Below are 11,872 nucleotides of genomic sequence, written 5' to 3'. Positions count from 1 at the left end.
AAGCGTTGCAGGGCGTGCGGAACCGCCCCGAGGTCCGACCCGGTGCTGGAACACCCACGAGGGGGCGCGTCACCCGGCGCGCACGTTCACCGCCCCGCGTCGTAGACGACCTTGCCGTCCACGATGGTCTGCAGCGGCACGATGTCCTTGATCTGCGCCTCGGGCACGCTGAGGTAGTCGGCCGACAGCACCACCATGTCGGCGAAGCGGCCGACCTCGATTGCGCCCTTCTTGCGCTCCTCGAAGGTGTAGTAGGGCCCGGCGTTGGTGTAGAGGCGCAGCGCCTGCTCGCGCGTGATCGCCTGGTCGGGGCCGTAGATGCGGCCGCGCGGGTCCTTGCGCGTGACCATGACGTACATGCCGACGAAGGGGTTGAGCAGGTTGACCGGGTTGTCGGTGCCTGCGGCCGTGCCTTCGTAGCCCAGCGTGTCGAGCAGCAGCTTCGTGGGCACGGCGCGGTTCGCGAGCCTCGGGCCCATGTAGCGCTCGACCGTGGCGGCCTTGTCCCACATGAAGGCGTTCTGCGCGTCGATGCGCACGCCGAGCTTCTTCGCGCGCGCCACCTGCTCGGGCGTGATCAGGCTGGCGTGGATCAGCACGAAGCGCTTGTCGCGCAGGCTCTGGTCCCTGTCGGCCGCTTCATACGCATCGAGTGCGAGGTCGACCGCTGCGTCGCCGACCACGTGGGTGCCCACGCGCCAGCCGTAGCGGTTGGCGAGCCGCACGTTCTCGCGGTAGACCGCCGGGTCGGTCGCGAGGGTGCCGTGGTTGTGCGGATCGTCGGCATAGGCGTCGCGGATGTAGGCCGACTTGAGCGTCATGCCGCCGTCGGCGAACATCTTGATGCCCGCGGTGCGCACCCAGTCGTTGCCCGTGTTGTCCTTGAACTTCGCGGCCTTGAGCATGCGCTCGAAGGCCTCGGGGCTGTCCGCGCGCGCCAGCCACTTGGTGCCCGTGCGCACCGAAGCCTGGCCACGCTCCGCGACGGCGAAGTAGACGCGGATCTGCTCCTCGTCGACCGCCGCGTCGACGGTGCTCGTGATGCCCGAGCGGTTGTAGATGCGCTGCGCCGCGATGGTTTGCGCCACCAGGTCCTCGAAGCCCGGCTTCGGGATCTTCGCTTCGACGAGGTCGATCGCGGTCTCCTCGAGCACGCCGGTCGCCTCGCCGTTGGCGTCGCGGAAGATCTTGCCGCCGACCGGGTCACGCGTCGTGCGCCCGATGCCCGCGAGCGCGAGCGCGCGCGTGTTCGCCATCGCGAAGTGGCCCACGGTCTGCACGAACACCGGATGGTCCGGCGCGACCGCATCGAGCTCCTGCCGCGTGAGGTAGCGCTGCTCCTGCAGCTGCGAGGGCGGATGCCAGCGGCTGGTCTGCACCCAGTGCCCGGCCGGCACCTGCTTCGCGCGGATGAAGTCCGCGATGATCGCCTGGGCCTGGGCGATGGTCTTCGCGGGCAGCATCTGCGCGGTGGTCTCGGCAGTGCCGGCATTGTTCATGTGGCTGTGGCTGTCGGTCATGCCCGGGATCACGGTGCGGCCCTGCAGGTCCACGGTGCGCGTCGTCGGGCCGGCGAGCTTCTGCATCTGCGCATTGGAGCCGACGCCGACGAAGCGGCCGTCCTTAACTGCGACCGCCTCGGCGATCGAGAACGCCTTGTCGGCCGTGATCACCTTGCCGTTGAGGTAGACCGTGTCGGCCGGTCCGGTGCCGCCGAGGCTCGCGCAGGCGGCGAGCGCGGCGGCGGCCGCGAGGGTGGCGAGGGAGGGGAGCAGTCGCATGGGATGCCTTTCTGGAGTGTCGTTGTCGCGGAAGGGAGAGGAGGGCGCGGGCCGCCTCAGGCCGGCACCTCGGCGATGCCGACCCCGAGCAGTCCGTCGAGCAGCGCGCGGTCGCGCGCGAGATCCCGGCTCGGGCCTGCGTGCACCACCGTGCCGCGTTCGAGCACGATCGCCTGGTGCGTCATCTCGAGCGCCAGCACCGGGTGCTGCTCGACCACGATCGAGGGCAGCCCCTCGCTCTCGCACAGCCGCCGGATCGCGCGCGCGAGCTCCTCGACGATGATGGGCGCGAGGCCCTCCATCGGCTCGTCGAGCAGCAGCAGCTTCGGGTTGGTCATGAGTGCGCGGCCGATCGCGAGCATCTGCTGTTCGCCGCCCGAGAGCTGGTTGCCGTAGTTGCCGCGGCGCTCGCGCAGCCGCGGGAAGAACGCGTAGACGCGGCCCAGGTTCCAGGCGCCGGGCCGCGCGACCACGGTCAGGTTCTCCTCCACCGTGAGCGAGGGGAACACCTCGCGCTCCTGCGGCACCCAGCCCAGGCCCGCGCGCACGCGGCGGTGCGCCGGCCAGCGCGTGATGTCCTCGCCGCGCCAGCGGATCGCGCCGCGCGGCACGCGGGTGTTGCCCATCAGCGTCTCGAGCAGCGTGGTCTTGCCCACGCCGTTGCGGCCGAGCACGGCGAGGCTCTGCCCCTCGGCGAGCGAGAAGCTCAGGCGGTCGAGCACCACGGCGTTGCCATAGCAGGCGACGACCGCGTCGAAAACAAGCGCTTCAGACATGCGAAGTCCCCAGGTAGACCTCGCGCACGCGCGGGTCGGCGCCGATCTCGGCGGGCGTGCCCTCGGTCAGGATCCGGCCCGCGACCAGCACCGAGATGCGGCGCGCGAAGCGGAACACCAGCTTCATGTCGTGCTCGATGAAGAGCACGCTGATGTCCTGCGGCAGCTCGGCGATCACCTCGAACAGCTCCGCGCTCTCGTCCTCGGGCACGCCGGCGGCAGGCTCGTCGAGCAGCAGGATGCGCGGCTTTGCGGCCAGCGCCAGCGCGATCTCGAGCAGCCGCTGCTTGCCGTAGGCGAGCTCGGCCACCGGCACCTCGGCGAGCGCGTCCAGCCGCAGCCGCCCGAGCAGCGCATGGGCCTCGTCGAACAGCGCCCGGTGGCGCGCGAGCGGGCGCCACCAGACCGCGCTCAGCCCCTCGCGCTCCGCGATCGCGAGCACCACCGACGACAGCGGCGTGAGGCTCGGGAACAGCGTATTGATCTGGAAGGTGCGCGCGAGCCCGAGCCGCGCGCGCCGGTCGGCCGTCAGACGCGTGAGCTCCTGCCCGCCCATGTGGATCGTGCCCTGCGTGGGCCTGAACACGCCCGTGAGCAGGTTGATCAGCGTGGTCTTGCCGGCGCCGTTGGGGCCGATCAGCGCCTGCCGCGCGCCCGGTTCGAGGTGCAGGTTCACGTCCTGCACCGCGCGGAACGCGCCGAAGGAGATGCCGAGGCCCTCGGTGCGCAGTGCCGCCGCGCTCACGAGGGCCTCCCGCTCGTCTTCACGAGGCGCGAGAGCGCGCCCATGATGCCGCCGCGGCCCAGCATCACGGCCGCGATCAGGAACACGCCGAGCCAGAACATCCAGTACTCGGGGTTGAGCTCGGAGAACCAGTCGTGCAGCAGCATGTAGACGATCGCGCCCACCATGCCGCCGTAGAGCCGCCCGGTGCCGCCGAGCACCAGCACGATCAGCACCTCGGCCGAGCGGTTGAAGCCGATCGATTCGATGCCGACGAACTGCGTGGTCTGCGCGAGCAGCGCGCCCGCGACGCCGGCCACCCCGGCCGACAGCGCATAGGCGGTGCGCAGCCGCGCGTCCACCGGCGAGCCGATCGCGAGCATGCGCTTGCGGCTGTCGTGGATGCCGCGCAGCGCGAGGCCGAACGGCGAGCGCAGCACCAGCCGCACCGCGAGGAACATCGCGAGCACCACGCCGTAGGCGTAGACGAAGGCGGTGCGGCCGTAGAGGTCGAACTCGAAGCGGCCGAGCACGGGCGAGATCGTCACGCCCTGCAGCCCGTCGGAGCCGCCCGTGATGAACGAGAGCCGGTTCGCGAGCTCGGCCAGCAGCACGCACACGCCGATGGTGATCATCAGCCGCGTGAGGTCGGCGCCGCGCACCACCAGGTGGCTCAGCAGCCAGCCGAGCGCGGCGCACACCGAGAGCGCGAGCACAAGGCCGCTGAAGGGCTCGCCGAAGCCGTGCTTCGCGAGCAGGCCGGCCGTGTAGGCGCCCATGCCGAAGAAGGCCGCATGGCCCACGGTGATGATGCCGGCGTAGCCGAGCGCCATGTCGAGCGAGACCGCGAACAGCCCGAAGATCAGCACCTGGCTCATCAGCGTGAGCTTGTCGGGCAGGAGGAAGAAGCTCGCGGCGAGCGCGAGCCAGAAGGCGATCTCGGCGCCGCGCAGCCGCGCGGGCGAGAGGACGAGCGGCTTCATGCCAGCCCTTTCCGCGGAATGATGCCGTTCGGCCGCAGCAGCAGCATCGCGATCATGACCACATAGATGAGGAAGGCGCCGGCTTGCGGCAGGTAGTACTTGCCGGCCACGTCGACGATGCCGACCAGCAGCGCGGCCACGAAGGGCCCGGTGATGGTGCCGGCGCCGCCCACGCAGACGACGATGAGGAAGTACACGAGGTACTTGAACGGGAACGAGGGCTCGAGCCCGAGCATGCCCAGGCTCAGCGCGCCGCCTAGGCCCGCGAGCCCGCAGCCGAGCGAGAAGGTCAGGAAGAAGAGCCGCTGCACGTGGATGCCGGTGCCGCCGGCCACGCGCTGGTTGTCCACCGCGGCGCGCACCATCGCGCCGTAGCGCGTGCGGCCGAGCGCGAGCAGCAGCGCCGCGAGCACCAGCACGCCGCAGACGATCAGAAACAGCCGGTAGCGCCCGACCTCCATGCCGAGCAGCGACACGCGGCCGTCGAGCACCGGCGGCAGGCTGAAGGGCTGCATGCCCGGCCCGAAGAAATAGGTGAACACCGCCACCGCCACGAACACCAGGCCGATCGACAGCAGCACCTGGTCGAGCGCATGCGCACGGTACAGGCGCCGGTAGAACAGCAGCTCGAGCACCGCGCCGACGAGCGCCGCCGCGACGAAGGCCGCCGCGAGCGCGGGGAAGAAGCCCACGCCGAAGCGGCTCATCAGCAGGCTCGCGGCATAGCCGCCGACCATCGCGAAGGCGCCGTGCGCGAGGTTGACGAAGTTCATCAGCCCCATCGTGATCGACAGGCCGACGGCAATGAGGAACAGGAGCATGCCGTAGGCGATCCCGTCGAAGATGATGATGTGCATGGAGGTTCCGTGTGCGCGGCGCGCCCGGCGCGCCGCTGGCTGCCTACTGCGCTTCCTTGGCCGGATCCTTGACGCGCTCGAACTTGTCGAACTCCACGTTCACCAGCTTGCCGTTCGCGCGCTCGGTCCTGCGGATGTAGACCGTCTGCACGATGTCGCGCGTGGCGGCGTCGATCTCCACCGGCCCGCGCGGGCTCTCGAAGGCCAGGCCCTTGAGCGCCGCCATGAACTTGTCGCCCGCGGTGTCGCCCTGGGTCTTGGCGAGCGCGAGGTCGATCGCGGCCATCGCGTCGTACGCGGTCACGGCGAAGTAGCTCGGGCGCATGGCGGTGCCGAACTGGGCCTCGAAGTCCTTGACGAACTTCTGGTTCTTCGGCGAGGCGTGGGCGTACGAATAGTGGTGGCTCGTCACCAGGCCCAGCGCCACGTCGCCGGTGGCGTCGAGGTAGCTGTCGTCGGTGGCTTCTCCGGTCGCAAAGAGCTTGATGCCCGCTTCCTCCATGCCGCGCTCCTTCCAGACCTTGAGGAAGGCCGGCGGCATCACGCCCGAGGGAAAGAAGAAGAACACCGCCTGCGGCTTGGCGTCCTTGATGCGCTGCACGTAGGCCGAGAAGTCGGGGTTGTTCATCGGCGTGCGCACCTCGCCCGAGACCTTGCCGCCGCCCGCGGTGAAGGCCTTCTTGAACGCGGTCTCGGCATCGACGCCCGAGGCGTAGTCGGCCACCACCGTGTAGGCGTCCTTCACGCCCTGCTTGAGCATGTGGCGCGCCATCGGATCGGTGACCTGCTGCACCGTGAACGACAGCCGCGCGACGTACGGCGAGCTGGTGGTGATCGCCGAAGAGGCCGCGTTCATCACGAGGGTCGGCACCTTGGCCTGGGTCGCGATCGCGCCCACCGCATAGGCGTTGGGGCTGAAGTCGAGGCCCGTGAGGATGCTCGCCTTGTCGCGCACGATCAGCTCCTGCGCGATGCGCTTGGCCGCGTCGGGCGCGGGGCCGCCGGTGTCCTTCTTGAGGATCTCGACCGTGCGGCCCGCGATCTTGCCGCCGTGCTCCTTGAGGTAGAGCGCGACACCCGCATCGAACTGGCGGCCGTAGTCGGCATAGGGGCCGGAGTAGGTCGCGATCAGTCCGATGCGCAGCGGCGGCTCGGCGGCGGAGGCGGCGCCGGCGGCGCCGAGGCCGGCGAGCGCGAGGGCGGCCAGCAGTCTTCTTCTCTCAATGCTTCTCATCGTGGGCTCCGTTAGGGTGGGGTGGGAATTCGGGATGGGGCTCAGGCCGGCGCGGGCCGCCGAAGCTCGAAGGAGGGATCGGCGAGCTCGGCGGCGCCGAAGCGCGTGCCCTCGGCGATCAGCTTGCGGCTGTGCAGGTGCTCGGCCGGCCGGTTGACCGACTGCGCGGCCGCGAGCACGCCGTCGCGCAGGTAGAACACGCTGAAGCGGTCGCTGGCCATGTCGCCGCGCAGCACCACCTCGTCGCCCGGCTGCGGCAGGCCGGCCATCTGGAACTTGAGGTGGTACTGGTCGCTCCAGAACCACGGCACCGCGCGCCAGGGCTCGGGGCGCCCGGCGACCAGCGAGGCCGCGGCGCGCGCGCCGTCGTTGGCGGCCTGGATCGATTCGAGCCGCATGCGCCGCGGCACGCCCGGTGCGGGTGGCAGCTCCATCGCCGCGACGTCGCCGATCGCGAGCACGCCCGGCGCCGAGCTGCGGCCGAGCCGGTCGGCGAGGATGCCGTTGTCGAGCGCGAGGCCGGCCTGCTGTGCGAGCGCATCGTTGGGCAGCACGCCGATGCCGAGCACCACCATCTCGCACTCGATGCGCCGGCCGTCGTCGAGCACCACGGCGGCCACGCGGCCCTGCGCATCGCCGAGCAGTTCGCGCACGCCCGTGCCCGTGAGCACCTGCGTGCCCTGGGCGCGATGGGCCCGTGCGACGTAGTCCGACATCGCGGGCGGAAAGGCACGCGCGAGCAGGCGCGGCTGCGCTTCGACCACGGTCACTTCGGCGCCGCGCGTGCGCAGCGCCGAGGCCACCTCCAGCCCGATGAAGCCGCCACCGATCACGCAGGCCCGTGCGCAACTGTGCGCGGCTTCGGCGATGCGTTCGGCGTCGTCGAGCGTGCGCAGGTCGAACACACCGGCCAGCTCGGCGCCCGGACACGTGAAGGGGCGGCAGCGCGCACCGGTGGCGAGCGCGATCCAGCCGGCCTCGAGCCGGGCACCGTCGTCGAGCCTGACCGTGAGCGCCGCCGCATCGAGCGCCTCGGCGCGCCGCCCGAGCAGGAGCTCGATGCCGTTCTCGGCGAAGAAGTCGGCACCGCGCAGCGACAGCTGCTCGCGCGTGGTCCTGCCGCTCAGCAGCCCCTTCGACAGCGGCGGCCGCTGGTAGGGCGCATGCCGCTCGTCGCCGACCAGCACGATGCGGTCGGCGAAGCCCAGCTCGCGCGCGCTCGCGGCCAGCTGCACGCCGGCGTAGGACGCGCCGACGATCACCAGGGGCTTGCGGGCCTCGGCCATCAGCTCTGCGTGTCCGGCACGCGCACGGTGAGGCCGTCGAGCGCCGCGGTCACGGTGATCTGGCAGCCCAGGCGGCTCGTGGGCCGGCGCTCGGCCGCGACCACCTCGAGCATCTCGCGCTCCATGTCGTCGGGCGGCGGCAGCAGCGCGAAAAAGGCGTCGTCGACATAGACGTGGCAGGTGGCGCAGGCGCAGGAGCCGCCGCATTCGGCGTCGATGCCGCGCACGTTGCCGCGGATGGCGTTCTCCATCACGCTGGTGCCGGCCTTGGCGTCGATCGCGCGCGTGCTGCCGTCCTGGAGGATGTAGTGGATCGTGGGCATGGGCTGGCTCAGAACATGTCGAAGTACTCGCGGTGTTCCCACTCGCTGACCTCGAGGTTGAAACGCGCGATCTCGGCTTCCTTGATGCGGCAGAGGTAGTCGACGAAGCCGCGGCCGAGCTCGGTGCAGAGCATCTCGTCGGCGCGCAGGCAGGCCAGCGCCTCGGCGAGCGAGCGCGGCAGCGCCTCGGCCGCGGTCTCGTAAGGCGCGTCGGCCGAGGGGCCGGGGTCGGTCCCGCGGCGCATGCCGTCGAGGCCCGCGAACAGCTGAGAGGCGAGGTAGAGGTAGGGGTTGGCGGTCGGCTCGCCCACGCGGTTCTCGATGCGCGTCGCGCTCTGGCCCGGGCCGCCGAGCACGCGCAGCATCGCGCCGCGGTTGTCGCGCGCCCAGTTCGCGCGGTCGGGCGCGAGCGAGAAGGGGCGGTAGCGCCGGTAGCCGTTGATCGTGGGGCTCGCGAGCGCGGCCGCACCGCAGGCATGGGCCTTGAGGCCGCCGAGGTAGTGCCGGCCCGTTTCGCTGAGCGCATCGCCGTCGCGTTCGGGCATGAAGGCGTTGAGGCCGTCGGCCTTGCGCCGCAGCGACTGGTGCAGGTGCCAGCCGCTCGACATCACGTTGGGGATCTTCGGGCGGCACATGAAGCTCGCGTGGTAGCCCGCGCGCTGGCAGATCTGCTTGATCGCGCTGCGCAGCAGCACCATCGTGTCGGCCGGCAGCACGCCGGCCGTGGGGCCGAAGGTGAGCTCGAACTGGCTCGGGCCGAACTCGATCTCGAGCGAGCGCAGCGGCAGCCCGAGCGCCATGAGCTGCGCGCGCAGCAGCTCCATCACCGCATCGACGCGGTCGTAGCGCAGCTCGGTCAGGTACTGGTGGCCGTGCGTGAGCAGCGACACGCGCGGCGGCTCGCCGGGCTGGCCCGAGTCGCCGAGCGCCATGCGCGCATCGTCGAGCCTGAAGACGTGGAACTCCACCTCCAGCCCGGCGACGAAGTCGAGACCGAGCGCGTCGAGCTCGCGCACCGCGCGCTGCAGGATCTGCCGCGTCGCATAGGGGCAGGGGCGCCCGTCCGCCATGTAGGCGTCGCAGAGCACCCAGCCGGTGCGCGGCGCCCAGGGCAGCACCTTGAAGGTCGCGGGGTCGGCCACGATGGTGAAGTCCGCGCCGCCCTGGAAGCCCTCGATCTCGAAGCCGCCGCCGGCCGCGAACACCGGGAACACCGTCTTGTGCGAGGTGTCCTTGGCGAGCAGCGTGGAAGTGAGGTTCACGCCCTCGCGCAGCGCCGAGCGCGCCTCGCCGGCCACCAGCGTCTTGCCGCGCAAGAGGCCGTGCTGGTCGGGCCAGGCGAAGCGCAGCACGTCGATCTCGCCGGCGTCGATGCGGGCGATCAGCTCGCGCGCCTGGCGCGCCTGGTCCTCGCTCCAGAGGCCGTGGCGTTCGGTGAAGAACGTGCTCATGGCGCGAGCCGGGCCGAGGCCCAGTCCGACTTCAGGCGGCGCGCGCGGTCGGCGCTCAGCCAGTAGCCCTCGGTGTCGCCGGTCTCGCCGATGCCGTCGATGGAGGGCGGGCCGGTCAGCGTGCGCGCCTGTGCGTCGTCGATCAGCATCGGCGCGCCTTCGCCGGCGAGCGTGCCCTCGATCGCCTTCACCAGCATGCGGCGGTAGGCGATGATGCCCTTGTCGGTGCTGCCCAGGTGCTCGCGCGTGCGGTCCTGGATCGGGCCCTGCGACTCCACGGCCCACTGGTCGTGCACGTTGATGTCGTCGCCCATGCCGGTGTAGGTGGCGGTGAGCTGCTCGTCGACGCTGTAGCCGTAGTTGTTGCGCTTGTTCTTGCGCGAGGTGTAGGCGGGCAGTTCGTAGAGCTCGAGGCGCTGCGCGCGCATCTGTTCCTTGTCGACCGGGCCGGTGAAGCTGGTGAAGATCGCGAACCAGTAGCAGTGCGTGTCGTCCACCGGCACATGCCACTGCGAGATCGTCATCTCGGCGCTCATCGGGATCACGAAGGCCTGCGGGAACACCACGTTGGTCACGCGCACGTGCGTGCTCTGCTCGGAGAGCCGGCGCAGCGCGGTCAGGCGCAGGCCGTAGTCGGTGGGGTCCACGCTGATCTCGGGGCGCTCGAATTCGCGCAGCACCTTGGTGATCGGCATGTCGGAATCGGCCGAGGCGCCGCGGAACTGCTTGCCGTAGCTCCCGGCGGTGTCGGCGTCTTCGAAGAAGCGGTGCAGGTACGAGGCGTGCGCCGGGTCGATGCCGACCTCCAGCGCCTGCAGCCAGTTGCATTCGAACAGGCCCATGAAGGCGAAGGTGTGCGAGTCCGGCGCGACGAAGCAGTCGAAGTCGGGAAAGGCCGGCGGCTCGCCTTCGCCGATGTAGGCGAACACGGTGCCCGCGCGCTCGACCACCGGATATGCCGACTGCCGGATGCGGCTGCAGAGCTTGCTGCCCTCGGGCTCGGCGGGCGTCTCGAGGCAGCGGCCCCGGGCGTCGAACAGCCAGCCGTGGAAGGCGCAGCGGATGCCGCCGTTCTCGAGCCGGCCGAAGGCGAGGTCGGCGCCGCGGTGCGGGCAGTCGCGGTCGAGCATGCCGAGCTGGCCGTTCTCGTCGCGGAACAGCACGAAATGCTGGCCCATGAGCTGCACCGGCCGCACCGGCCGCGGCCCCTGCAGGTCGGCCGACAGCGCCACCGGCTGCCAGTAGCGGCGCAGCAGCCTGCCCGCCGGGGTGCCCGGGCCGACCCGGGTCATGAAATCGTTCTGTTCAGCGCTGATCATGGGTGCTCCATCGAGGGTGTGGGTCCGTGCATGCATTGCATACAACTGGATGCATTGTTCGGGTTGGGGTGCGACGAAGTCAATCCGGAAGCCGACGAATCTTCGGATTTCGGCCCTGAAACACGGGTTAATACCTACAAATTCGGTGCACTCGATCGGTGCGGCGAGTTCTGTTGCATTCAATGAATCCTGATTGCATGCAACAACAATGCCAAGTTTTAGATGCTGTGTGCAGCGGCGCCCGGCTGCCTACAATTCCCCCACCTTTCCGCCCTGCTTCACCGATGGACTCCCAACAGAACCGCGTGCTGGTACAGCTTCGAGACCTGATCCTCAAGGGCGAATTCGTGCCCGGCGAGCGGCTGGCCGAGATCCCGCTGGCCGAGAAGCTCGGCGCCTCGCGCACCCCCGTGAGGCTCGCGCTCACCAGCCTGGAGCACGAAGGCTTGATCGAGCCCTCGCCGAACGGCGGCTACCAGATGCGCCGCTTCACCTCGCAGGAGATCGCCGACGCGATCCGCGTGCGCGGCGTAATCGAAGGCTTCGCCGCGCGGCTGCTGGCCGAGGACGGCGCGCCGCGGCAGCTGCTGCGTGAACTGCACGAATGCCTCGACGAGGGCGACCGCGTGGTCAACAAGCCCGCGATGAGCCTCGACGACTACGCGGCCTACGTGCAGATGAACGACCGCTTCCACACGCTCATCATGCAGGGCTGCTCCAACAGCGCACTGCAGCGCGTGATGGAGATGCTCGACCGCCAGCCCTTCGCCTCGCCGAGCGCGATGCTGCCGATGCAGTCGTCCATGGAGGAGGGCCAGCAGTGGATGAAGATCGCCCACCGCACGCACCATGCGCTGGTGCAGGCGATCGAGCGCGGCCAGGGCTCGCGTGCGCAGGCGCTCGGCGAGGAGCATGTGGAGATCGCGCGCATGAACCTCGACTACGCGCTCGAACGGCCCGAGCTCGCGGCCGAGCTGATGCCGGGGCTGCGGCTGGTGGCGGGCAAGCGGCGCGAGTGAACCTCGGCCCGCCGGCGCGAATTCTCCCGATGCCGTCTGGATGATTCGCAACCGACCGGTCCGCGCGGCTTTGTCGGACAGGCACAGGCGCCGTCGGCGCCGGAGGTGGACCGGCGGCG

The 11,872-nt window shown here is 70.5% G+C and carries 11 protein-coding genes; 1 reads left to right on the top strand and 10 read right to left on the bottom strand.

The window, feature by feature from the left end:
* Window positions 1-86: 86 nt before the first annotated feature.
* Genes M2165_RS02580 through M2165_RS02535 form a run of 10 tightly spaced genes read right to left on the bottom strand, consistent with a single transcriptional unit; the run spans window position 87 to window position 10,734 of the window.
* Window positions 87-1,781 (bottom strand): amidohydrolase, encoded by a 1,695-nt coding sequence (locus tag M2165_RS02580; RefSeq protein ID WP_280813100.1) that lies wholly within the window; start codon window positions 1,779-1,781, stop codon window positions 87-89.
* A 56-nt stretch (window positions 1,782-1,837) separates the two neighbouring features.
* Window positions 1,838-2,557 carry an ABC transporter ATP-binding protein gene (locus M2165_RS02575; RefSeq protein ID WP_280813099.1) on the bottom strand — a complete coding sequence of 240 codons (720 nt, stop codon included), beginning with the start codon at window positions 2,555-2,557 and terminating at the stop codon, window positions 1,838-1,840.
* Window positions 2,550-3,302 (bottom strand): ABC transporter ATP-binding protein, encoded by a 753-nt coding sequence (locus M2165_RS02570; protein WP_280813098.1) that lies wholly within the window; start codon window positions 3,300-3,302, stop codon window positions 2,550-2,552. The genes M2165_RS02575 and M2165_RS02570 overlap by 8 nt, the downstream gene beginning before the upstream one ends.
* Window positions 3,299-4,264, bottom strand: coding sequence for a branched-chain amino acid ABC transporter permease (locus M2165_RS02565; RefSeq protein WP_280813097.1), 966 nt, complete (start codon window positions 4,262-4,264; stop codon window positions 3,299-3,301). Before M2165_RS02565 ends, M2165_RS02570 begins: the two co-directional genes overlap by 4 nt.
* Window positions 4,261-5,121, bottom strand: a complete 861-nt coding sequence (locus tag M2165_RS02560) for a branched-chain amino acid ABC transporter permease (RefSeq protein WP_280813096.1) — start codon at window positions 5,119-5,121, stop codon at window positions 4,261-4,263. Before M2165_RS02560 ends, M2165_RS02565 begins: the two co-directional genes overlap by 4 nt.
* Before the next feature lie 43 nt (window positions 5,122-5,164).
* Window positions 5,165-6,355 (bottom strand): ABC transporter substrate-binding protein, encoded by a 1,191-nt coding sequence (locus M2165_RS02555; protein WP_280813095.1) that lies wholly within the window; start codon window positions 6,353-6,355, stop codon window positions 5,165-5,167.
* A gap of 41 nt (window positions 6,356-6,396) precedes the next feature.
* Window positions 6,397-7,641 carry an FAD-dependent oxidoreductase gene (locus M2165_RS02550; RefSeq protein WP_280813094.1) on the bottom strand — a complete coding sequence of 415 codons (1,245 nt, stop codon included), beginning with the start codon at window positions 7,639-7,641 and terminating at the stop codon, window positions 6,397-6,399.
* Entirely contained in the window at window positions 7,641-7,964 is a 324-nt protein-coding gene (locus M2165_RS02545) for a 2Fe-2S iron-sulfur cluster-binding protein (protein WP_280813093.1), read from the bottom strand. Before M2165_RS02545 ends, M2165_RS02550 begins: the two co-directional genes overlap by 1 nt.
* An 8-nt stretch (window positions 7,965-7,972) precedes the next feature.
* The gene (locus M2165_RS02540) at window positions 7,973-9,415 is read right to left on the bottom strand and encodes a glutamine synthetase family protein (RefSeq protein WP_280813092.1); all 1,443 of its coding nucleotides are present in this window, start codon (window positions 9,413-9,415) and stop codon (window positions 7,973-7,975) included.
* Window positions 9,412-10,734, bottom strand: a complete 1,323-nt coding sequence (locus M2165_RS02535) for an aromatic ring-hydroxylating dioxygenase subunit alpha (protein ID WP_280813091.1) — start codon at window positions 10,732-10,734, stop codon at window positions 9,412-9,414. The genes M2165_RS02540 and M2165_RS02535 overlap by 4 nt, the downstream gene beginning before the upstream one ends.
* Before the next feature lie 284 nt (window positions 10,735-11,018).
* Between M2165_RS02535 and M2165_RS02530 the strand changes: the two genes are divergently transcribed.
* Entirely contained in the window at window positions 11,019-11,753 is a 735-nt protein-coding gene (locus tag M2165_RS02530; protein ID WP_280813090.1) for a GntR family transcriptional regulator, read from the top strand.
* Window positions 11,754-11,872: the final 119 nt, after the last annotated feature.

The sequence above is a fragment of the Variovorax sp. TBS-050B genome (assembly GCF_029893635.1).
Lineage (GTDB): Bacteria > Pseudomonadota > Gammaproteobacteria > Burkholderiales > Burkholderiaceae_C > Variovorax.
This window is presented reverse-complemented; position numbering and strand designations above follow the sequence as displayed.